Origin of the sequence: Halococcus thailandensis JCM 13552 (assembly GCF_000336715.1) — an archaeon.
In the GTDB taxonomy this organism is placed as follows: Archaea; Halobacteriota; Halobacteria; order Halobacteriales; family Halococcaceae; genus Halococcus; species Halococcus thailandensis.
On sequence record NZ_AOMF01000134.1, the window covers coordinates 1 to 21,488 of the forward strand.

The 21,488-nt window shown below is 62.4% G+C and carries 20 protein-coding genes; 12 read left to right on the forward strand and 8 right to left on the reverse strand.

All coding sequences use genetic code 11. The annotated features are described in order from the left end of the window. Positions 1-1,877, reverse strand: a 1,877-nt coding sequence (locus tag C451_RS05955) for an ArnT family glycosyltransferase (RefSeq protein ID WP_007738792.1), incomplete at its 3' end; no start/stop codon positions are given. Positions 1,878-2,051: 174 nt separating this feature from the next. On the opposite strand from C451_RS05955, the gene C451_RS05960 reads away from it, so the two are divergent. Further along, on the forward strand, positions 2,052-3,128 hold the full coding sequence (locus tag C451_RS05960; protein WP_007738794.1) for a glucose-1-phosphate thymidylyltransferase: 1,077 nt from the start codon (positions 2,052-2,054) through the stop codon (positions 3,126-3,128). 63 nt (positions 3,129-3,191) lie between these two features. Here the strand turns inward: C451_RS05960 and C451_RS05965 are convergent, their stop codons facing one another. After that, positions 3,192-4,097 carry an SDR family oxidoreductase gene (locus C451_RS05965; RefSeq protein WP_007738796.1) on the reverse strand — a complete coding sequence of 302 codons (906 nt, stop codon included), beginning with the start codon at positions 4,095-4,097 and terminating at the stop codon, positions 3,192-3,194. A gap of 52 nt (positions 4,098-4,149) precedes the next feature. Between C451_RS05965 and rfbB the strand changes: the two genes are divergently transcribed. Then, positions 4,150-5,079, forward strand: coding sequence for a dTDP-glucose 4,6-dehydratase (gene rfbB / locus C451_RS05970; protein ID WP_007738798.1), 930 nt, complete (start codon positions 4,150-4,152; stop codon positions 5,077-5,079). 109 nt (positions 5,080-5,188) lie between these two features. Here the strand turns inward: rfbB and C451_RS05975 are convergent, their stop codons facing one another. Further along, positions 5,189-5,653, reverse strand: coding sequence for a dTDP-4-dehydrorhamnose 3,5-epimerase family protein (locus C451_RS05975; RefSeq protein ID WP_049913005.1), 465 nt, complete (start codon positions 5,651-5,653; stop codon positions 5,189-5,191). Between the two features lie 111 nt (positions 5,654-5,764). Here C451_RS05975 and C451_RS05980 point away from each other — a divergent pair, with 111 nt between their 5' ends. After that, positions 5,765-6,526, forward strand: coding sequence for a class I SAM-dependent methyltransferase (locus tag C451_RS05980; protein ID WP_007738802.1), 762 nt, complete (start codon positions 5,765-5,767; stop codon positions 6,524-6,526). A 92-nt stretch (positions 6,527-6,618) separates the two neighbouring features. Then, the gene (locus C451_RS05985; RefSeq protein ID WP_007738805.1) at positions 6,619-7,422 is read left to right on the forward strand and encodes a class I SAM-dependent methyltransferase; all 804 of its coding nucleotides are present in this window, start codon (positions 6,619-6,621) and stop codon (positions 7,420-7,422) included. A 27-nt stretch (positions 7,423-7,449) separates the two neighbouring features. Here the strand turns inward: C451_RS05985 and C451_RS05990 are convergent, their stop codons facing one another. Together C451_RS05990 and C451_RS05995 are read right to left on the reverse strand one after the other, a co-directional pair. After that, positions 7,450-8,310 (reverse strand): glycosyltransferase family 2 protein, encoded by an 861-nt coding sequence (locus C451_RS05990; protein ID WP_007738807.1) that lies wholly within the window; start codon positions 8,308-8,310, stop codon positions 7,450-7,452. A gap of 108 nt (positions 8,311-8,418) precedes the next feature. Beyond that, positions 8,419-9,516 (reverse strand): DUF2304 family protein, encoded by a 1,098-nt coding sequence (locus C451_RS05995; RefSeq protein ID WP_007738809.1) that lies wholly within the window; start codon positions 9,514-9,516, stop codon positions 8,419-8,421. A 152-nt stretch (positions 9,517-9,668) separates the two neighbouring features. Here C451_RS05995 and C451_RS06000 point away from each other — a divergent pair, with 152 nt between their 5' ends. Genes C451_RS06000 through C451_RS06010 form a run of 3 tightly spaced genes read left to right on the forward strand, consistent with a single transcriptional unit; the run spans position 9,669 to position 13,170 of the window. Continuing rightward, a complete protein-coding gene (locus C451_RS06000; protein ID WP_007738812.1) occupies positions 9,669-10,547 on the forward strand; it encodes a polysaccharide deacetylase family protein in 879 nt (292 codons plus the stop codon). Between the two features lies 1 nt (position 10,548). Next, positions 10,549-11,586 (forward strand): lysylphosphatidylglycerol synthase transmembrane domain-containing protein, encoded by a 1,038-nt coding sequence (locus tag C451_RS06005; RefSeq protein ID WP_007738813.1) that lies wholly within the window; start codon positions 10,549-10,551, stop codon positions 11,584-11,586. 39 nt (positions 11,587-11,625) lie between these two features. Continuing rightward, the gene (locus C451_RS06010) at positions 11,626-13,170 is read left to right on the forward strand and encodes an alkaline phosphatase family protein (RefSeq protein WP_049913006.1); all 1,545 of its coding nucleotides are present in this window, start codon (positions 11,626-11,628) and stop codon (positions 13,168-13,170) included. A gap of 122 nt (positions 13,171-13,292) precedes the next feature. Here the strand turns inward: C451_RS06010 and C451_RS06015 are convergent, their stop codons facing one another. Continuing rightward, complete coding sequence (locus C451_RS06015) at positions 13,293-14,249, reverse strand: hypothetical protein (protein ID WP_007738817.1); 957 nt, start codon at positions 14,247-14,249, stop codon at positions 13,293-13,295. 227 nt (positions 14,250-14,476) lie between these two features. Further along, positions 14,477-15,007, reverse strand: coding sequence for a hypothetical protein (locus C451_RS21970; protein WP_152420435.1), 531 nt, complete (start codon positions 15,005-15,007; stop codon positions 14,477-14,479). Between the two features lie 255 nt (positions 15,008-15,262). Here C451_RS21970 and C451_RS06025 point away from each other — a divergent pair, with 255 nt between their 5' ends. The 4 genes from C451_RS06025 to C451_RS06040 all read left to right on the forward strand — a co-directional run bounded on the left by C451_RS06025 (position 15,263) and on the right by C451_RS06040 (position 19,111). After that, positions 15,263-16,444 (forward strand): helix-turn-helix transcriptional regulator, encoded by a 1,182-nt coding sequence (locus tag C451_RS06025; protein ID WP_007738821.1) that lies wholly within the window; start codon positions 15,263-15,265, stop codon positions 16,442-16,444. A 48-nt stretch (positions 16,445-16,492) separates the two neighbouring features. Next, positions 16,493-17,170 carry a hypothetical protein gene (locus C451_RS22755; protein ID WP_007738824.1) on the forward strand — a complete coding sequence of 226 codons (678 nt, stop codon included), beginning with the start codon at positions 16,493-16,495 and terminating at the stop codon, positions 17,168-17,170. 189 nt (positions 17,171-17,359) lie between these two features. Continuing rightward, on the forward strand, positions 17,360-17,974 hold the full coding sequence (locus C451_RS06035; protein WP_007738825.1) for a zinc ribbon domain-containing protein: 615 nt from the start codon (positions 17,360-17,362) through the stop codon (positions 17,972-17,974). Between the two features lie 204 nt (positions 17,975-18,178). Next, complete coding sequence (locus C451_RS06040; protein ID WP_241431207.1) at positions 18,179-19,111, forward strand: pre-peptidase; 933 nt, start codon at positions 18,179-18,181, stop codon at positions 19,109-19,111. 96 nt (positions 19,112-19,207) lie between these two features. On the opposite strand, the gene C451_RS06045 is transcribed toward C451_RS06040, so the two are convergent. Beyond that, positions 19,208-20,677, reverse strand: coding sequence for an MDR family MFS transporter (locus tag C451_RS06045; RefSeq protein WP_007738829.1), 1,470 nt, complete (start codon positions 20,675-20,677; stop codon positions 19,208-19,210). A gap of 180 nt (positions 20,678-20,857) precedes the next feature. Between C451_RS06045 and C451_RS06050 the strand changes: the two genes are divergently transcribed. After that, positions 20,858-21,370 (forward strand): macro domain-containing protein, encoded by a 513-nt coding sequence (locus C451_RS06050; RefSeq protein WP_007738830.1) that lies wholly within the window; start codon positions 20,858-20,860, stop codon positions 21,368-21,370. Positions 21,371-21,488: the final 118 nt, after the last annotated feature.

Below are 21,488 nucleotides of genomic sequence, written 5' to 3' on the forward strand. Positions count from 1 at the left end.
GGGGACGTGTTCCCGGCCGATCCACACTGTCCGGTCCGGTTCAGGATCAGCGTGTACTGTTCGGCCCGGAAATCCTGATCGTCGCCGTAGGTGATCGTCCACGGATCGACGCCAGTCTTCAGGAGATCCAACAGCGACGTCTGAGTCCGTGGCTGTGGCCACATCGGGGGTTGCGGGCCGAACTCGGCTGCCACAGTGTAGTTGTACTGTCCGGTGAGCAGGCTCCGCACGTGTTCGGCCCGTTTCGGTCTCGGCGATCTGGGCGGCAGTCCACGTCTGTACCCGTCGGCGACCTGTTTCTGATTCCCAGAGTCCGCTCGGATCGGACTCGCGGTACCGAGATGGACGAGATCCCAGTAGGTGAGCTGGATGAACTCCGGACACCGGGTCGAGAGGTTGTTCATCCACTGGATGCGCGTCGGTGGGTCGGAACCCGCCGTCATCCGCGCTTTGCGATAGCTGTTGATCTGCATGTCGCGGGGGAACGTCGCATCCCTGAACCGCGACCGATACACCTCCATCGTCGCGTTGTCGGGCGCGTTCGTATTCAGCCACTCCGCCGCTTCGTCACGCGGTGTGGTGGCGTAGTGAAGGTCGCCGACACCGGCATACGCGCTGCTCGTGACGAACAGCACTGCGACGAGCGCCCACATGATGCGCTGGCTGTGACCGCGAAGGCGCGAGAGTGCGGCTGCGAGCAAGAGTGCAAGCAGCGGAAACGTGAGGAGGAGGTGATGCAGACGTACGTAGCCCCACCGAGAGTACACGAGGAGATACATCCCGAGCCCGACGAGCAACAGTATCGTCGCATCCGCCTCGATCGACCGCTCGCGCAGGCGACCGATCGCCGCCGCTATGCCACCGATCGCGCCGACGAACAACGGAAGTCCGAGACCGTTGAGATAGCCGCGCACCAGCCACCACCAGCTCGGCGCGACCGGTGCAGCCACACCGACCGATCGCGAACCGCCGCCGGCAACCCGCTCGATGAGCACCTCGGGACCGGCAGCGAGCACCTCGGGAAATCCGACGACGATCGCTCCTGCGCCGCATGCGATCGCCATGACCAACAGTCGTGGTTGCAAGAGTGCGTCGCGCGGGTTCACGCCCGGTCTCCGCGCTCGCAGGATGTACGCGAGACCGAGGAGTATGACGCTCGTTCCGGCAGTGAGTTTGAACGCGATGGCGATCCCGCCCGCTATACAGCCGGCAAGATAGACCGCCTTGTCGCCCGTCTCGATGTATCGGAGCGCGAGGTAGAACACGAGCAGGAGGAAAAACAACGCCGGGATGTCCTCGCTGACCTCGTGGGCCATGATGAGAAATCCCCACGTCAGCGAGAGCAACACGGCTGCCAGCCGTCCGGTCGTCCGATCGCGCATCGCCCTTCCGAGACGGTAGGTAAGGTAGACACAGCCGATCGCGAGCACGACGGTGAGCAGCCGCGCGAAAAACAGACTCCCTGTCCAGATCCATTCGGGGGTACCGGTGCGAAACTGCCAGAGACCGACTGTTCGAAGCTGCGGATTGAACTCGACGAACGCGTCGAGCTGTCCCGTCACGAGCGCGACGATCGCGACCGGAAGCACGGCGAGCAGATTCACGTAGAGCGTCGCCCCAGCTGGCTGCTGTGCCAGGATCGCCGGTCGAATCGCACTGAATCCGGGGTCGTCGACGACGGTGCCGACCGCCGCGAGCGCGTCGATGAGCCGCCAGCGCTCGTCGATCGTCGCGAACTCGGGAATCCCGTGCCAGAACCAGAATCCAGCGAGTACCGTCGCCAGGAGGAGAATGTATCGAAGATAAGGGTCGGTCGTGAGATCGTCGCCGACTCGCTTTTTCGCGCGACCCAGCAGTCCACCGCCGATTCCTCGCATTGACTCGGCTTACGCGCAATCCGTATTAAAAGAAGGCCATCCGGTCACGACGACGGTCGGCTACTCGACCGTTCTGCACTCGGCACCCCAAATCGGATGGATGGTTGTCGTTGTGCGCGATCGTGGCTGCAAGGAACCGCCGCTCCTATTACCTCGCTCGTCGTGTCGCCGGCAATGAAAGGCGTACTTCTCGCCGGAGGCAAGGGTACCCGCCTCCGACCGATCACACATACCGGCCCGAAACAGCTGGTACCGGTGGCGAACAAGCCCGTCATCCAGTACGCCATCGAAGACCTCAAAGACGCTGGCATCACCGATATCGGCGTCATCCTCGGGAACAAGGGACGCGAGGCGATCCAGGACTACCTCGGTGACGGTGCCGACTTCGGGGTCGATATCACGTATATCGTACAGGGCGATCCGCTCGGGCTCGCCCACGCGGTCGGCTGTGCGCGCGAGTTCGTCGACGGCGACGATTTCGTCGTCTATCTCGGCGACAACATGCTCAAACAGGGCATCTCCGGTCTCGTCGAGAGCTTCGAGCGCGGCCAGTACGATGCGGGTATCGCCCTCCAGTCGGTCGCGGAGCCGGAACAGTTCGGCGTTGCCGACGTCGATGCGAACGGCGACGTCACGCGACTCGTCGAAAAGCCCGACGACCCCCCGAGCGATCTCGCGCTCATCGGCGTCTACGTGTTTTCACCGGTCGTCTTCGACGCCATCGAACGACTCGAACCGTCGTGGCGTGGCGAGTACGAGATCACCGAGGCCATCGGAACGCTGCTCGACGACGGCTGTGCGATCGACTCGCTCGTCATCGAAGGCTGGTGGAAGGATACCGGTAAGCCGGCCGACGTGCTCGAAGCGAATCGGTTGGTGCTCGACGACCGGCGGGACGAGACGCCGACGATCGATGGCGAGAGCGACGCGGAGACCACCGGCTATCTCGATGTTCACGACACGGCGACAATCGAAGCGGGGGCGGTCGTTCGTGGTCCGGTATCCATCGGCGCGGACACGTCGATCGAGGCCGGTGCCTACGTCGGGCCGTACACCTCGATCGGCCCGAACTCGACCCTGCGGAACGTCCATATCGAAAACAGCGTGATCGTGGGTGACTCGTCCATCGCGACCGATGGCAAGATCGTCGACAGTCTCATCGGCCGTGGCACGTCGATCGGCAGTGCCGACGGACTGCTTCCCGAGGGTCGCCGGCTGGTCGTCGGCGAGAACTCGAATCTCGATCTCTGAGATCGCGTTCCGTGTCCGATCCGTCTCGCACTGAACCACCGATATCACACGGGGCGCTGGGAATCATAGCGCATCGGCGATCGCGTCGAGGTCGTCGGCGAGCGGTGGCTGGTCACGGTCGAGCACGTGTTCGACCTTCTCGACGTCGAGACAGGTGTGCAGCGGTCGCGTTGCGGCACGGTCGACGGCCGACTGTGAGCCTTCGGCCAACAGTTCCACCGGCACGTCCAGAGAGCGTGACGCAGCGAGTCGCTCCCTGATTCGCTCGCCGAATTCGTACGGCGTGATACACGATCGACTGGCGATATGCACCGTCCCCGTGACGTCGGCTGCAAGGAGATCGATCAGCGTTGTGGCCGCCTGCCCGGCCCTGCTCGGCGTCACGGTCTGGTCCGCAAACAGCGGGATCGACTCTCCTTTTCGGAGCTGATCGCTGACCCACGCCGGAAAGCCGGTGAGTGTACCCGTGGCACCGTGGGTTCCGTAGATAAACGAAAGCCGGGCGAGGAGAGCTCCATCGTGGGCCTTTTCGACAGTTCGCTCGCCAGTGAGTTTCGACTCGCCATACACCTGTTGTGGGCTCGTCGGTGCGGACTCGGTGTATCTCCGTTCGGCGTTCCCGTCGAACACGTAATCGGTCGAAACGTGACAGAACGCGAGTTCTCGGTCGGCACAGACACGCGCCAGCTCACCGGGTGCCGCCCCGTTAACGGCGTGGGCGTGCTCCGGATTCCGTTCACAGCCGTCCACATCGGTCATGGCCGCACAGTTGAGAACGGCATCGAACTCGTGTGCATCGAGTATCGTGGTGAACCGATCAGTGTCCCGGATATCCAACTCGTGTAGCGGGACGTCGAACGCGGGCTCGGTCGCGTGATACGTTCCGGCACACTCCCAGTCGCGCGCAAGCGCTTTCGCGATCACATTGCTGCCGAGCAGTCCGTTCGCCCCAACGACGAGCAGCTGCATACGCGGTACAGCCGATGAAAACCTAAATACATACTGTCACCGACGTCCCTCCATGAGCGTGCTCGTCACCGGTGGTGCAGGGTTCATCGGCTCGAACTTCGTTCGCCACCTTCTCGACGCGACGAACCGATCGGTCATCACTCTCGATGCGCTCACGTATGCCGGTTCGATGCGTCATCTCGACGATGTCCTCGACCATCCGCGCCACGATTTCGTCGAGGGCGACGTTCGGGATCGGTCGCTGATTGCGGAGCTCTTCGAGGAGGTCGATAGCGTCGTGAACTTCGCCGCCGAGTCACACGTCGACCGCTCGATCGATTCGGCCGAACCGTTCGTTGCGACGAACGTTCAGGGAACGCGGACGCTTCTCGACGCCGCACGGGATGCCGATATCGATCGATTCGTCCAAATCTCGACCGACGAAGTCTACGGCGAGATCAGCGACGGGACGTTCACCGAGACGGATCCACTCGATCCCAGAAACCCCTACGCCGCCACGAAAGCGAGTGCGGATCTGCTTGCGTTGAGCTACCACTCCACCTACGATCTGCCGGTGCTCGTCACCCGTTCGTCGAACAATTTCGGGCCACACCAGCACTCGGAGAAACTCATCCCCAAACTCATCGACCGCGCGGCACGCGGGGAGTCGCTCCCGATCTATGGCGATGGGTCGAACGTTCGCGAGTGGACCTACGTACAGGACAACTGTCGCGCGATCCGGATGGTTCTCGACGAGGGAACGACCGGTGAGATATACAACGTCGGCAGCGGTGACGAGCGGACGAACCTCGACGTCGCTCGGACGGTGCTCGATGCCGTGGGAGCACCCGAAACCCTCATCGAGTTCGTCGAGGATCGCCCCGGCCACGACGAGCGGTACGCACTCAATGCGAGCAAGATGGCGGCGCTCGGCTGGGAACCGGCGTGGTCGTTCGAGGAGGGTCTCGAACAAACGGTCGAACATACTGTCGGATGGAACTGATCGGAACCCCGCGAAGTGACATGTCGCTCGTTGCAGCGGTGTTTCCGAATCCGCTCCTCACATACTCCCGTCCGACAGTATACTACGAGTCGTGCATCGAGACGATCCGTTATCCCTGAAGCGTCTCGTCCCAATCGTACGGGATCTCGTCGGTGTCGGGCGGTAGCCGCTCCTCGTCGGGGTCGTCATAGTCGTAGAGGTTCGTCGGGAAGTTGATCAGCAATGCGGAGTCGTCCCCGATCGTCTTGAACCCGTGCCAGCAATCGCCGGGGATACGGACGACTCGCTGGTTGTGCTCACCGATGACGAACGTATCGAGCTCGCCGCGCGTCGGTGACGATTCGCGATCGTCGTAGATGGCGACCTTGATGCGTCCTGTCGGACAGACGAAGTGGTCTATCTGGCCCCGATCGTGGCGGTGCCACGCGCGGACGACGCCTGGATAGCTCATCGAGTAGTAGCTCATCGCCGGATCGGGGTCGTACAGCTCCCAGTCCTCGCGGAAGATCTCGACGAGATGGCCGCGCTCGTCCGCGTTGACCTGCAGATCGCGCGCTGTCACTCCCTCTATCATGGCTGTCCACACGTCTAATGCTGTGCGTATAAATACTCCGGAGCGACGTCGATGAGCGTCGGCGGTCGTCGAACAGGTAGTTTCTTCTCCCTACTCGTTCGCGATAGGCCTATGCCGGACGACAGCCTGCTTCGCCGCTCGCTTCGCCGGAGCGGGGTTCTCGATTGGGTTCGAACGGCGATCGACCGGTACAACCGAATCTACCGATCTCCACCGTACGACCCTCCGACCGACCACCGCGAGTTTCGTGCGGTGCGACGCCACTCGCAGGAACCAACCGATATCAGTGATCATCTCGAACGGCTGTTCGTCGAGGCGATGCAGGCTTCTCCCGACACCATCGTCGAATGCGGCGTCCGTAGTGGCGAGTCGACGTTCGTCTTCGAGCGCGTTGCACGTCTCACTGACGCCGACGTGGTGAGCGTCGATATCGAGGCGACGTCCTACACCACCGACTACGACGGCTGGCAGTTCGTCAACGCCGATGATGTCGATTTCGCCGCGGCGTTCGAGGGCTGGTGTGACGAGAACGACGTCGATTCCAGCATCGACGTCCTGTTCGTGGACACGAGTCATCGCTACGAGCACACGCTCGCCGAGATCGAGGCGTGGTTTCCCCATCTCAGCGAGAACGCAGTCGTCTTCTTTCACGACACCAACATGCAGCGGTTCTATCGACGGAAAGACCGGACGAGAGGGTTGAGTCCGATCGCGGACCGGGGCGTCATCCGAGCGATCGAGGACCACTTCGACTGTGATCTCGACGAAACCGAGTCGTTCGTCACTGTCCTGGATGACTTCGTCTTCGAACAGTATCCGTATTGTAGTGGCCTCGCCGTCCTCCGAAAGTTCGATTCGACGGCGGCTCCGTAGATCGTCTTCCGTCCGATCTTCGAGACCGAAATCGATGGTCGGATTGTTTCCATCTAGAAAGAACCATCACGGGCGGCGGTAGTGATGTTCGTATGGCTCTCAGATCGTATGTAACCGGTGCAGGCCGACTCTACCGTCGCGACGGGTTCGATTCGGTCTTTCGCCGCGGTCTCGAAAAGGTCGAACGGGACGTGGGCAACGCACTCCCCGCCATCGGCGATACCCTCTGTCGAGCGCTGTCCGTCCGAGAGCTGCGTGGCTACCAGGCGTCCGAGGACGACCTCACCGACGTCATCGACACGGCGTACGACTATCGCGGCTACGGTGCGTATCGATCCATCGAGCCGATGCAGATCCGTTCGGAGTTCCGGAACTTCGTCGAAGCGGTCGCTGCCAGCGATCCCGAGACGGTGTGTGAGATCGGCACCGCCCGTGGCGGGAGCTACTACGTGTGGGCGCAGTATCTCGCTGCCACGAACTACCTCAGCATCGACCTTCCTGGCGGCCGTTTCGGCGGCGGACACTCGCTCAGACGTGCCGAGTTCCTTCGTGACGTCTGTGATCGCCCGGATATCGACCAGGCGTTTCTCCGCGGCGATTCCCACTCGCCGGCGACTGTCCGCCACGTCGAGGAGCTCCTCGACGGTGATACCATCGACTTCCTGTTTATCGACGGCGATCATACCTACGCTGGTGTCAAAGACGACTTCGAGCGGTATTCACCGTTCGTCGCCGACGGCGGGCTCATCGCGTTCCACGATATCGTCACTATCGACCACGACCCCGACTGCGAGGTCGACCGATTCTGGCGCGAACTCCGTGAGGAGTACGAGACGACCGAGATCGTTGCCGATCCACAGCAGGATCGCGGCGGCGTCGGTCTCGTTCACTGGTGACGAGTCCATCGCTGTCGCCAATACTGGTCACGATACGGACGTCGCATCGCGGAACGCGTCGGCCGAACGAGGGTAGGCAGTGCAGTAGATCACCAGCGGATTGAGAACGATACTGGCGGCTGCAACGACGACCGGCAGCAGTGAATCGGTGTTTTTCCGATGTACGACGACCCGAGCCCGGATCATCTTCGCCAAGGTGACGAAATTTTGAATGCTTGGGACGTACATATCGTCGTTGTCCGGGTGGATCGAGTGTGTATCCAGTATCGCTCGCATCGGTACGCCGGCATCGGCGAGCCGCAACGACAGATCGACGTCCTCGACGCGCAGCGGCATCGCCGGATCGAACACCTGCCCCGAAAGCACGTTCCGATATATCTCTCGGGGAACGATCACGCCATCACCGGGAACGTAGTTCACCGCAGCATCCCCGGACAGCGAATCGACGCGATACGGGAGCGTAAATCGATACCGGGAGAGGAGGCGTACGCACGTTCGTTCGGAGGACACACGGTAGTTGCGCCGGGCCGTCGTCCATACCGCGTCCGGCGTGACCCGCTCGGAAAGCGTCCGCAAGTATCCGTCGGGGAACAGCGTATCGTGATTGTAACAGCAGATATACTGCCCATCGCTTTCGCGGATGCCTCGGTTGATACCGCGGCTGAAGCCACGATTTTGCTCGTTTTCGACTATCCGTACCGAATCGTCCCCCGAGTAGGCGTTCCGAAGCAGCTGTAGCGTGTCGTCCTGGCTGTTGTTGTCCACGACGACGACCTCGTAGTCGGTGAACGACTGCTGCTCGACCGATTCGAGCGTCCGGAGGATCGCCTCTCCCGCGTTCCACGTGAGAAATACGAGCGAGAACAGCGGCCGCGAGTCCGTCTCCATCACTGGTTTGTTGGTTGACAGCGCATTGGTGAAACGGTCATGGATCGTGGCTTCGTTCCATCGAGATTGCTATCAGACTGACGGCCCAGTCGTTTCGGTCACGCTCGTTTATCGGATCCACGTGGTGAAGATGGTGCGAGCGAGGCCGAGTGCGTAGCCGAGTTTCGGCTTTTTCGTCGTTCCGGTTTCACGCTGCGCGATGGAGACCGGGATCTCTCGGATCCGCAGCCCGTTTTTGCGGGCTTCGATGATGAGTTCGGGTGCACTGAACCGCTCTTCGGTGAGTGTGAGGTCGTTGAGCTTTGCCCCGCGGATCGCGCGAAACCCGTTCGTACAGTCGGTGATGTTCGATTTGGTGATCACGTTGATCACCTTCGTGAACAGTCGGATTCCGGCTCGACGGGCGACACCGTTCCCCGATTCGTCGACGCCCGCATACCGGGAGCCGACCACGTAGTCGGCCGCATCGTCGGCGATCGGTGCGACGAGCGCGTCGAGCTGGTCGATCGGGTGTTGGCCATCGGCGTCGATCGTGACGACGATGTTCGCACCGCGCTGCTGGGCGAGTTCGAAGCCCGTCTTGAGTGCGCCGCCCTGTCCCTGATTGAGCGGATGCTCGACGGCAGTCGCTGCGGTCGATGCAACCCGGTCGACTGTTCCATCGGTCGAGCCATCGGAGACGACGAGCGTTTCGACCGCGTAGCCGTGGACCGATTCCGGCAGTGAACTGACGACGTTTCGGATGCTTTCGGCCTCGTTGTAGGCGGGAATCACCACACAGACCGTTCGTTCCGTGCTGGTGTCGGTGCTGGCCGTCTCGGTGGCTCGCTCCACTGCGAGATCTCGTGTGAGTTCGGTGATCGACAGTTGGTTGCTCCGCACCTGTGCCAACAGATACAGGACGAGCAACACCAGCGCGCTGTTCGCGAGCAACGACACGATGAGCGACCGGCGTTCGACGTGAAACGCCGACGCGAGGGCACTGTACACGGCCGGAAACGCCCCGGCGGCGAACACGCCGAGCGAGAGGGTGATCGCGATCAGGAACTCCTGCCGCGAGAACGTGGTTCGGTAGCGCTCGAATCCCCAGAGGAAAATCACGACGGCGAGGCCGATGAGGAACGCGGTGAGCGTGCTACTGTCGAGCCCAAAGGCTTGCAACACGGGTCCGTTTGCAGTCTGCGGACCTGCTTCCCACACCGGCATTGTTGCCTGTTCGGTCTCTCGACGACACGACTATTAGCGCTTGTGGCTGCAGCCCCGCTCTCCCGGCTGGTGGCTGCTGGCCGGACCCGCCGGTATCGACATTGACAAAGCACATGAGTTATCCCGACTGCTAAACCAGTATCGTCTGATCGATGACTCATTCGCCGGCCGTTCTCTCGGTCGATCTCGAATTCTTCACCCATCTTCCCGCCTATCGGAACGCACGCGGGCGGACCGACCGAGACGACATCGGTCTCGCTGCCGTCGACGATCTCCTTGCCGTCTTCGACGACTACGACGTATCGACGACGTTTTTCGTGGTTAGCGATATCGCCGAGCGCCATCCCGACTGTGTCGAACGGGTCGCCGCTGCCGGTCACGAGATCGCCTCGCATACCCACCGCCATCGCCATCTCACGACGCTGGACGAGCGCGAGCGTCGCGACGAGATCGATCGCTCTCGGGCGCTCCTCGAAGACGTGACGGGAACGTCGGTCACGGGATTTCGCGCGCCGTCGTTCGACACTGCTGCGGACCACTTCTCGATGCTCGCGGCAGCCGGCTACGAGTACGACTCCAGCATCGTTCCGTGTCGGTCGATTCCGGGCTGGTACGGGGGCGACCACGATATCGACAGCCCCGTACCGGCGACGCAGGTGCAGTCGGCTGCTCCCGCCACGATCACCGAACTGCCGGTGAGTGCTTTCCCTGGGCTCCGCCTCCCGCTCACGGGTACCTGGCTCCGATTTTTCGGTCCCCGATATACGACCACTGGCATGCGACTGCTCGCCCGTCGTGGGATCTGTCCGATTCTCTACGTCCATCCGTGGGAGTTCGCCGACCTTCCGGACGTGGCGGGCGTTCCGAAGCGGGTGTACTGGCATACCGGTAGCTGGATGCGCCGCTCACTGCTCAGGATACTCGACGGACCGTTCGAGTTCGTCACCGCACAGTCGGCCGTCGAGAGCGCGACCGAGAGCGACGGTCCGGCCAGCGGCACCGCCAGCGACACTGCCGTTGGAGGGCAGTAGCGTGGTTGAATCGAAACGTCGGGCATGGCTGTTCAGAGCTGCCCAGTATCTCCTCGGAGCGCTCACGCTCGCATGGGTGCTTGGACAGGTCGAATGGGAGCGCACGGTATCGCTGTTCGCTTCGATCTCCATCGAAACGACCGTGGCGCTCGTCGCCGTAAGCGGAGTTGGACTTCTCGTTGCGCTTGCCATGTGGCACGTGCTGCTCGACAGGATCGAGGACACGCGCTTTCGGGCCGCCATCGATACCGGTCTCATCGTCCTCTTCGTCAACCATCTCCTGCCATCACGGCTGTCGGGGCGGGCCGTCGCCCCGTTCGTCGTCCACCACCGGACCGGCATGGCGTATCCGGGTGCCGTCGGCGTTTCGGGCGTTCACACCGGCCTGTATGCGATTCTGTACGGTCTCGTTGCATTCCTCGGTCTCGTACTCAGTGTGGGCCAACTGCCGCTGGGACTTGCGATCGTTCTCGTGCTCTCGACCGCACTGTATGCCGCCGCCGGAACGGCCGTGTTGCTCGCCGGGATCAATCTCAGCGCCGTCGAGCGCATCGCGGGTGGGATCGAGCGCATCGCTCGCCGGGTTCCGGTCGTGGGCGATCGGCTCGCAGCACTTGCGCAAAAACTCCCCGAGTTCTCGGCAGCATCGGCGGCTACCTTCCGTACGCTGCTGCGCGATCCCGTTGCGATCGTCTCCTACACGGCCGGGTTCGTGGTTGCACAGCTGATCGTCCCCGGCCTGCGAGTCTGGCTGATCTTCGAGAGTCTTGGCGTCAGTCTGGAGCCAGCACTCTTCCTGCCGCTCTATCTCGTCATGGCATACAGCGTCACACTGTTACCGCTCACGCCGGGCGGTGTCGGCGTCACCGAGGCGACGGCGACGGCGGTGTTCATCGCCCTCGGCGTGCCGAGTACGGCGATCGTTACGGCGATTTTCGTCGATCGACTGCTCGGCTCCTATCTCCCAGCGCTCGTCGGCTGGTATCCCTCCCTCAAGATGGATCTCTCGAAACTCGTCGAGTCACCGAGTCAGGAGTGAAACGAGAACCTATTTCCTCGTTGCAGTATCATGGCGGGCATGACACGGACGTTCGTCGTCGGTCTCGACGGTGCGGGCTGGCGATTGCTCGAACCGTGGATCGAGGCCGGTGAGCTGCCGAATCTCGCCGAGCTGCGGTCCGGCGGCGTGTGGGCCGAGAGTCGGAGCTGCCTCCCGCCCGTGACGTTTCCGAACTGGAAGTGTTACTCTTCCGGCAAAGATCCCGGCGGCTTCGGCGTGTTCTGGTTCGAAAACGTCGATCTCGCGAACGAACGCATCGAAACGACCGACAGCCGTGATTTCCACACTGCGGAGCTGTGGGACTACCTCAACGACGCCGGGCACTCGACGGGCGTCGTCAACATGCCGACGATGTATCCGCCGCGTGAACTCGACGGCGTCGTCGTCTCCGGCGGTCCGAGCACCGTCGAGGGGGAGTATCGCTCGATCAGTTCGGGCTACACCTATCCCGAGGGACTCGATCAGCGGCTCACCGAGGAGTTCGATTACCGAGTCCATCCCGAACCGCTGCTCTCCTCGAACGAGGAACGCGGTGCGGAAGTCGACGCTATTCTCTCGGTGCTCGAAAGCCGCTTCGAAGTCGCACTGCGGCTGTTCGAGGAGCAGGAGCTCGATTTCATGCACGTGACGCTGTTTTACCTCAACGTCCTGCATCACTTCTTCTGGGACGACGAGCCAACGCTGCGGGCGTGGAAACTCGTCGACGAGTGGCTCGGACGACTAGACGATCTCGACGACACCAACCTCGTCGTTCTCTCGGATCACGGGAGTGCGCCGACGACGACGGAGTTCTACATCAACGAGTGGCTTGCTGAGAACGACTACCAGTCCCGCGAACGGACCATCGAGGACGTCCTCCGAACGGTCGGTCTCGATCGGGAGAACGTTCTGCGCGTCGCAAAACGCGCTGGTGCTGTCGATGTCCTGAAACGAGCCGTTCCCGAACGGCTTCAACAGCTGGTCCCACAGCGAGCGGGCGTCAAGCGCGGACGGAAACTCGAAGCGATCGATCTCGATCGGACGAGCGCCGTCGCGAGTTCACAGGGTCCGATCTATCTCAACCCCGAGTTCGAGACCGACGCCCTCCGCGACGAACTCATCGAGACACTCCGCTCGGTCTCGGACGAGGAGGGACCACTGTTCACTGCAGTCCATCGCGGTGAGGACGTTTACTCCGGTCCATATCTCGATCTCGCACCCGAAATCGTCGTCGACCAGCGACCAGGCGTCCACGTCAACGATGGTGTCGGCGGTGGCTCGATCCACACCGATCCCGACCGCTGGGCAGCGGAGAACACACCACACGGCATCTTCATGGCCAACGGCCCCGATTTCGACACTCGCGGTGAGATCGACCGGATCAGTATCCTCGATATCGCACCGACGCTGTTGGTCACGAACGGAACTGCCGTTCCGGAGGACATGCGTGGTGACGTGCTGCCGATCTTCACTGAGGACCCCTCGTGGGACTCCCGTGAGCCGATACAGCTCGATCGGAACGACACGAAGCAACACTCCGAACAGGTCTCGGACCGACTCAAGCAGTTGGGGTATATGGAGTAGTCCCACTGATGATCGGTTGATAGGTATGGATTCAGGGAGACGATCATCGCCGATTTTCGAGGCGGCTATGTGCCATTCTCCCGCTATCCGCGGATTGACGGAACCGGATCAAAGAGAGCCAGTCAACGAAACACGTCGGTCGTCTCGGCGATGACACGGACGATCCGATTCGTCGTGCGCCGAGAGATCGTGACCGCGGCGGGCGTCTCGTAATCCGTGAGCAGGGGCGGTCGCTCACCCATCACGAGCTCGCGATCGAAGAACCCGGCTTGCTCAGCGCCGGTTTCGTCGTAGCTTTCGGCTTCGATCACTACCGCCGGGACGTGCGTTTCACCCGCCTTCAACAGCTGATACACCCGGTGATAGCCGTTTTTGAGGATATACCGGTCCTCGAAATGGGCCACGTAGACGAAGTTCGGGTTCGATTTCAGATCGAACGAGACGGTCGCGATCGTCGTATCGTCGTCGTTGTCCGAACGCGCGTACTGTGGGCCGCTCATGTGGACGTTCGGGCTCCGGGTGACGAACTGCCAGCCCGAAAAGAACGTATCGTTGATCCGCTGGTCCTCGACGAGGGGGCTGTCGTCGACCGGCAGCGTGAACTCGAGGAGATCGAGGACGCTCTCGGTCGAGGCGAGGTCCGTCTCGTAGGCCGTCTGTGTCACGGCCGGCTGAAACGCGACGAGGCTCTCGATCGGGACCAGTTTGATCGCCCAACTGTCCGCGGGTTGGCCCCCGCGCGAAGCCTGGAAATGCGGGTCGTTCACGAACGCGTCGACGTGTTCGGCAACGGCCGCTTCGTCGGGGAGATCAACGAGTTCGGCCGCGCCATCCTCGAACGCCCGTGAGGGAGTGATACTGTCGTTTGCACTTTTCCACAGATCCGCGTACGCCGTTGCCGGATCCGTCGTGGGTTCCTCGTTTTCCGTCCCGTCGAGTGCATCACCCGGCGTCGCGACGATCCGAGAGGACTGCAATCGCTCGATTGCCTCGTTTTCGTGCAGGAAACCGAGGAGAAGGCGTCGTTGTTCGACTGCCGGTACGCTGTCGTCTATTTCTGGGTTGGTGTCACGGTCCATCATTGGCCTGTCGTTTTCGGTATCAAAATTCGGTTCGGCGATCTGTCCAGCAACGGACCGCACCGGTGTCAGGATCGCTCGCTCGGACGGGATCGATCTCCCGTGCGAAGCGGGTGCCGGCCCGTTTCGACATCGTGTCGGCCGATTCGCTTGTCGTCGTCAGCAGTTTCGTGCTCGGCGCTTGAGTGCACGATCCGGGCGAAAGTCCTATCGATGGACTCGATGTCCTATCGTGCGCTCATCGCCGAGGACCGACCGGCAGTCGTCCCCGTCGCGGAGGACTGGCCGGCACTGGTCCCGGTCGCCGAAGACTGACCACTGGTCGTTCCCGTCGCCGAGGAGTTACCAGCACTCGTTTCGGTTGCCGAGGACTGTCCCGATCCGGTGCCCGTGGCCGAAGACTGTCCCGAGCCAGTGCCCGTGGCTGAGGACTGCTTCGATCCGGTCGCGTCCGTCGAAGAACCGTTCGACGCCGTCCCCGATGCCGAGGAATCGCCCTCAGCAGTTCCCGATGCCGAGGAGTTTCCAGCGCCGGTCCCCGTTGCCGAGGACTGTCCGGCACTCGTTCCCGTCGCCGACTGGGATTTTGCAGCACCGACGCCCGAGGCAGCTCCGACACCGACGACAGCTGCGGACGCTCCGGCGATGCCTTTGAGCACCGTTCTGCGGTTCGATGACGATGTCTCGCCCCCAGCGTGGGCCGTATTCGTCGTTCGATTCGCCGATTCGCCATCCGTGTGGGTTGTGTCTCGTTCCATGGTCTGTTGTCTGCTCCCTGATTGCGGTGGGAGCGGTTCCGGTCGGTTGCAGCCACGCTGGCTGCGCTCCTCTCTCGGATCGCGACGATGATAACCCCTGAACTCTCTCTTGCCCGATTTCGCCCGATTAAGCCGAATTAAACGGAATAGATTGGGATTGATTCGGAACGAACTGATAAAAATAGGCGTTTCGAGCAACCGATAGAAGAAGGGATGGTTCTCCAGTCTGCACTCTCTGAAGTGGCCCGCTCTCCCATGACCCGACGAACGCTCATCACGCTGCTCCTCGCGATCGGAGTCGTGTTCTGTTTCGGCGGGGCCGCGAGCGCGGTCGATCACCAATCCGATTTCACAGTAGTCCATTCGGCGATCGCCACCGACCCTGCCCAGTATGCCGGGACGTCTCCTCAGCAAGCGATCACCGTCGACGTTCGACCGAACGGCACGGGCGTCGTGACCGTCAGCTATCATCTGTCGCTGAGCACCGTCAACGAAACGACTGGCTTCAGAGAACTTCAGGAGAACATCTCGGCGAACCCATCGTCGTATCGCACACGATTTGGAGCGCGGATGGATCGAGTTGTGGCAAGCGCACAGGCTGCGACCGGCCGGCAGATGACGGCGACACGGCCAACGGTCAGTACGACGCGGCGGGGAAGCACCGGTGTCGTCACCTATTCGTTTCTCTGGCGGAACTTCGCGGCGAGCTCGAACGACCGGCTGCGGGTAGGTGATGCACTCACCGGATTCTATCTCGACGACGGACAGCAGCTCACGATCACCTGGCCGGACGGGTACGAACCCACAACCGTTCGTCCGTCGCCGGACTCTCACCGGACGACTGCCCTCCAGTGGAACGCATCGACGACGTTCGACGAAAACGAGCCGTATGTCGAACTCGCTCGAACGAACCGAAGCACACCGAATCGGACTGGATCGGCCGAGATATCCGCATCGTCCGTGAATTCATCGGCGGAATCACCGCCGTCCCGAACGACTGTGTCGAGCGGGAACCAGACGTCATCGACGACAGATCGACTGCAACTCCCGCTTGCCGTGGGTGGATTCGTCGTCGTACTCGCCGTTCTGCTCGCAATCCTCTACCGTCGCCGAACCCAGAACCGGGAGACAGCAGCCACCGAACCGAACGGCGCTGATTCCGGTTCGGTTGGGACCACGGACACGGACGAATCCGGAGACTCTCCAACCGCATTACTGAGCAACGAAGAGCGCGTCGTCCAGGTGCTCGAACGCGCCGGTGGGCGCGCAAAGCAACAGCACGTCGTCGACGAACTCGACTGGACCGAGGCAAAGACCAGTCAGGTCGTGAAAAACCTTCGCGAAAGCGGGACGATCACCAGTTTCCGTCTTGGGCGTGAAAACGTCCTGTCGCTTTCGGACGAGGATACGAACGACGACGAACCATCTACAGAATGAGAAGAGATGCCACGGATATATGCTACTGGCGACGCAAGCGCTGATCAGATGGATCGAGGTCGGCGGCTACTCGGAACGGTCGGGCTGATCGGAGCTCTCGTCCTCGCAGCGACCGGACCGGGCGGAGCTGTTCCCGGTGGGGAGTTCTCACAGCTGAATACCAGCACGCCGATGGCACAGAGCTCCGGGGCGCAGTTCGCCGGCGGGATCGGCATCGAAGGCACGACACTCGACAACGAACTCCAACGGCGAGCGCTGAATGCATCGTTACGGCGCGCGCAAACACCCGCAGCCACACTCGACGTCGTCGATCAGGAGATGATCGCGCTCGACAGCCGACTGGACTCGCTCGAAGCTCGCTCCGCCCGGCTCGCGACCGACCAGCGTACTGGCCGGATCGAGCACGATCACTATCGAGCTGCATTGGCGAACATCAAAACCGCGACCACTGGGGTCAGCCAGCGCATCGCGATCCTCCGGAACACTGTGAGAGGGCTCCCGACAGCAGCGAACGATAGCACCGGCTCCCTCAGCAGTGAACTCGATCGGCTGGCCACTCGTACTCATTCCATCGCCGAAAGCAACGACACCGAGAACGTCGGTGACGACGATCGGACCGGTGATGACGACGATCAGACGGACGATGACGACCGCACCGACGACGATGACATCACGGATGACGACGATCGTACGGACGACGATGACGGCGGCGATGACGACGGATAAGTGAGAGCAGTCATCGGATGATACTGGATCGAGGTCGATTTCTGGTCTCCGAGTCCGAAACCGGCCAATACAGTCGAGACGGTACTGTCTTATACCTATTCGATCCCAGCACTAGAGAACGCTCTGAACGCCCTTGATCCAAACAACTGATCGATCATCTGACTCTCGTCGATGGATGGAGGTCCGCGAATGGATACTGTAGATGCTCCCGACCCGCGCTGTCCGGAATGTGGCGAGCCCATCGGTATGACGTCGGCGTTCTGTATGTACTGTTCGGCCGATCTAACCGAGTACTCCGAGGACACGATCCTCGGTACTGACGAGCAGCGAGACGACACGCAGCGATCGTCACCGCCGCACGCATCGACACCGATCGAGAACACCACCACGGGCGAACGACCACTACTTGATCCCGACGGAGCGGGGAGCACGTTCCTGACCGTCGTAGTGGGCCTCGTCGGTGGGTTCGTTATTGGTGTCCTGCTGTTGGTCTTCGTCACCGGAATGCTGTCGGCTACTCTCGGCATTGCTACCGGCTTCCTCGTGTGGCTCGGCACGACGATCTACTTCGCCAGGCGACGGACCGTCCAGGAGGCCGTCTCGAAGGCTGCCTATGGGATCGCACTTGCCCTCCTGCTGTATGCGTTGATCCCGTTTAGTTCGACGTGGGAAGCGAACAGTCTGAGCACTCGACTGACCGACTTCGTCGGTTTGCTCGTCATCCTGGCCATCCCCGTCGCCGTCGTCGCTGGCGTCGGATATCTCGCCGGCCGATACGTACCGGAAGAGCGCACTCGATCGTAGCGACCACGCTGTACACACGACCTGTCCACCGATGATTGCCGACCGGGTTCCTGCGAACCACGGCAGTTCGTCGATCACCGTTGCATATCCTTTCGAGAATGTGCGAAAACCGATCTTATTCGGAAGAAAACCATAAAAACCATCATATGAGTGTGGTACACATACACAAGGTTTATTGCAAACCCTTCTGACTGCTTACTAGTGATGCAATTCACTGCATCCCGTCACGAGGTGGGGAGGGCACAGGCTTGCGATCCATCACCCGCCGTGGAGACGTCACGGCGGCGATTCCTCGCAGCGGGGGCAGCGGGGATCGCCGGACTCGGCACGCTCGGCAGCGCACGCGCGGCCCCCGATACGCACACGCTCACCATCGACGGCTTCGGCCCGTCGACCACCTACTCGTTCACCGTCGGCGGCGACCTCGAAAAGAGCACGGCCGACGGCGCAACGATCGATCGCAGCGACCGGATCGTCGATCGGAGCGCCCACGGGGCGGTCGGTGACGGTAAAGATGCCTACACGTTCACTGGCGAGCTCTCATCGTTCGATTTCGATGGTTCCGGCGAGATCAACGTTCTGCTCGATGGCGAGCCAGCACACGTTGGGAACCGCCCCGATCACACGCTCGTCATCGAGGGGTTCGGCACGACCACTCCCTACTCGTTCGTCATCGGGAAGGGGACTGCCAGCCAGAGTGATGCTTGCGATGCAAGCGTCAACGACAGCGACCACACCACCGACTTCGGCACTAGCGGTGCGGTCCGGTCCGGAACGGATGCGTACGTCTACGACGGCTTCCTCCAGTCGTTCGATTTCGATCGGACCGGCGAGATCAACGTCACCATCGACGGGGAGGCCGCCCACGTCGGTCGGCGTCCCGATCGAACGCTGACGATCGCCGGCGATGGCGAGTACACCCCCTACGATCTCACTGTCAGCGGTTCGATCCGGGGGATAATCGAGGTCGACGAGGAACAAGCTATCGTCGACAGCCCCACCGTCTCCGGTGCCGTGAGCGGCGACGGGCGCGACACGTACACCTACGACGGCGACCTGACCGAACTCACGTACCCCGACGACTGCTCGCCCGAGATACACAGCAACGGCGAGATCGTCACCAGTACCGACTACTGAGGACGATCCCAGCCATTCCTGGACCATCCGACCACCACATTCGTGCTCCGTCCTGGTGGTTTCCGTGTGTGTCCGTCAGATGGCCGCGACCGCCGGTCAGTCCGTAGCGGGATCAGCTCGTTCGGTGTTGGCATCACCGCCGCTCTCCCCGCGTGGGAGCCCGAAGACGACCACGAGTGCGACGAGCCCGATGACAGCCGAAACGACGAACGCCGACGAGAGCCCGCTCGCCAGCGCGGCGGCCGCCCCCGCCGGCGGCGTGTTCGTCTCGAAGAGCACGCGCTGGAGATCACCGAGCGTCGACACGCCGGGAACGGCCGCGAGCTGTCCGCGTGCGAGCGTCGTGATCACGAAGCCGAGCACGGACACGCCCATCGCGCCGCCGAGCTGGCGGAAAAACTGCTGGGAAGAGGTCGCGAGCCCCATCTGCTCGGCGCCGAGATGGTTCTGGATCACGGTGAGCAACGGTGGCGTCACCGTTCCCATGCCAACACCCATGACGAACGCGACGGCGACGATCACGACGAGCGACGTTGCGGGCGTCCAGAACGCGCCCGCGGCGAAACTCACCGCGATACAGGCCGTACCGACGATCGAGAGCCGGCGTTCGCCGATGCGTTCGGTCATACGGCCCGCGAGTACGCTCATGCCCGACCAGCCGATCGAGATCGGCACGACCGCGATCGCCGAGCTGTTCGCGCCGCCGTGAACGCTCTGGACGAACAGCGGGATGTAGGTGAGCCCGGCGAAGACGACGAAGCTCGTGAGGAAGCCGGCGGTGATTGTGGCGAGGAAGGTCCGATCGCCGAACAGCGCCAGTGGAATGATCGGCTCGCTGGCCCGGCGCTCGGCGAAATAGAACCCTCCGAGCGAGGCGAGACCGATCACGACGGCGACGCCAGCAGCGAGCGGCTGAGTAGTGAGCAGTTCAAGGCCGATCAGGATCGTGCCGACGCCGACCGCGATGGCGAGCGCCCCTGCGTAGTCGATATCGCCAGTGGCCGCGCCCGTCGATTCCTCGAGCGTCGTCGCGATGCACGCGACGGCGATGATCCCGACGGGGACGTTCACGTAGAAGACCCAGCGCCAGCCGAGCGTCGAGACGATCGCGTAGCCGAGCGGCGGACCGAGCACGCTCGCCACACCCCAGACCGAGCCGCCGAGTCCGATGGCCCAGCCACGGCGTTCTGGCGGGTAGATCACGCCGAGAATGGTGTAGGGTAGCGCGAGCATCGCCCCGCCGCCGATCCCCTGGATCGCACGGAAGGCGACGAGTTCGGCCATGCTGCCGGCCGCCCCCGAGAGCACGCTACCGGCGACGAAGGCGGTGATGCCGACGTAGAAGAGTTTCTTCCGGCCGTAAGCGTCGGCCAGCCGACCGAACAGCGGCATCGTCACCGCGGTGAACAGCATATACGAGGTGAACACCCACGGGTAGAGTTCGAGCCCGCCGAGCGCGGCGACGACCGTCGGCATCGCGGTCGTCACGACGGTGCCGTCGATCGCGGCGAGGAAGATCCCGACCAGAACGCCGATGGTCACGAACTGCCGTTCTCGCTCCTCCACGGACTAGGCCTCCCGGGAGTGGGATCCATCCGATCGAACGCTGCGTGTTCTGTGCATGGGGATGGTACTCGAGTTGTGCCCTTAAACTCGGGCCCAAGCTTCCATCTCCGTGTCGACACTGCCGTCGGCTCCTGGGTGGATGGGTGGAGGATTTTAGCCGTCGGCGGTCAGACAGTCGGTATGGAGTTCACCGTGGTTCAGGGCGATATCGCCGCCCAGGAGGCCGATGCGCTCGTGAACGCCGCCGGCACGAGTCTGGAGATGGGATCGGGCGTCGCGGGGGCGCTCAGACGTGGTGCGGGCGGGGAGATCAACGAGGAGGCCGTCTCACAGGGGCCGATCGATCTCGGGACCGTGGCCGTCACCGACGCCTACGACCTCGACGCCGAGTGGGTGCTCCACGCCGCCGCGATGCCCCATTACGGGGATGGACAAGCCACCGCCGAGAGCATCCGTGCGGCGACGCGAAACAGCCTCGCACGTGCCGACGATCTGGGCTGTGAGTCACTCGTGCTGCCGGCACTGGGCTGTGGCGTCGCCGGATTCGATCTCGAGGAGGGTGCACGACTCATCTGTGAGGAACTCGCAGCGTACGATCCGGCTTCGGTGACCGACGTGCGACTCATCAGCTACAGCGACGGCGAGGCCGAAACCATCCGCGAAGTGGCGACCGAAGTTCGAAACAGCGACTAAATACCGGAGCTGTACAGGTTCGACACGGACCTGTCCGTTTCCGAGGCGAGTTTCGTCATCGCTTCACAGCGCCGCTGGCGAAAAAATCGCGTCACGGCAGGACTGTCATGGACGATCG

What these genes read in the sequence shown, in the direction of transcription:
- C451_RS06050 (WP_007738830.1), top strand. Translation starts at nt 20,858, where the DNA reads ATGGAGTTCACCGTGGTTCAGGGCGATATCGCCGCCCAGGAGGCCGAT.
- C451_RS21970 (WP_152420435.1), bottom strand. Translation starts at nt 15,007, where the DNA reads ATGGAACGAGACACAACCCACACGGATGGCGAATCGGCGAATCGAACG.
- C451_RS05995 (WP_007738809.1), bottom strand. Translation starts at nt 9,516, where the DNA reads ATGCCGGTGTGGGAAGCAGGTCCGCAGACTGCAAACGGACCCGTGTTG.
- C451_RS22755 (WP_007738824.1), top strand. Translation starts at nt 16,493, where the DNA reads ATGGATCGAGGTCGGCGGCTACTCGGAACGGTCGGGCTGATCGGAGCT.
- C451_RS05960 (WP_007738794.1), top strand. Translation starts at nt 2,052, where the DNA reads ATGAAAGGCGTACTTCTCGCCGGAGGCAAGGGTACCCGCCTCCGACCG.
- C451_RS05980 (WP_007738802.1), top strand. Translation starts at nt 5,765, where the DNA reads ATGCCGGACGACAGCCTGCTTCGCCGCTCGCTTCGCCGGAGCGGGGTT.
- C451_RS06035 (WP_007738825.1), top strand. Translation starts at nt 17,360, where the DNA reads ATGGATACTGTAGATGCTCCCGACCCGCGCTGTCCGGAATGTGGCGAG.
- C451_RS06015 (WP_007738817.1), bottom strand. Translation starts at nt 14,249, where the DNA reads ATGGACCGTGACACCAACCCAGAAATAGACGACAGCGTACCGGCAGTC.
- C451_RS05990 (WP_007738807.1), bottom strand. Translation starts at nt 8,310, where the DNA reads ATGGAGACGGACTCGCGGCCGCTGTTCTCGCTCGTATTTCTCACGTGG.
- C451_RS06040 (WP_241431207.1), top strand. Translation starts at nt 18,179, where the DNA reads ATGCAATTCACTGCATCCCGTCACGAGGTGGGGAGGGCACAGGCTTGC.
- C451_RS05975 (WP_049913005.1), bottom strand. Translation starts at nt 5,653, where the DNA reads ATGATAGAGGGAGTGACAGCGCGCGATCTGCAGGTCAACGCGGACGAG.
- C451_RS05985 (WP_007738805.1), top strand. Translation starts at nt 6,619, where the DNA reads ATGGCTCTCAGATCGTATGTAACCGGTGCAGGCCGACTCTACCGTCGC.
- C451_RS06000 (WP_007738812.1), top strand. Translation starts at nt 9,669, where the DNA reads ATGACTCATTCGCCGGCCGTTCTCTCGGTCGATCTCGAATTCTTCACC.
- C451_RS05965 (WP_007738796.1), bottom strand. Translation starts at nt 4,097, where the DNA reads ATGCAGCTGCTCGTCGTTGGGGCGAACGGACTGCTCGGCAGCAATGTG.
- C451_RS06025 (WP_007738821.1), top strand. Translation starts at nt 15,263, where the DNA reads ATGACCCGACGAACGCTCATCACGCTGCTCCTCGCGATCGGAGTCGTG.
- rfbB (WP_007738798.1), top strand. Translation starts at nt 4,150, where the DNA reads ATGAGCGTGCTCGTCACCGGTGGTGCAGGGTTCATCGGCTCGAACTTC.
- C451_RS06010 (WP_049913006.1), top strand. Translation starts at nt 11,626, where the DNA reads ATGACACGGACGTTCGTCGTCGGTCTCGACGGTGCGGGCTGGCGATTG.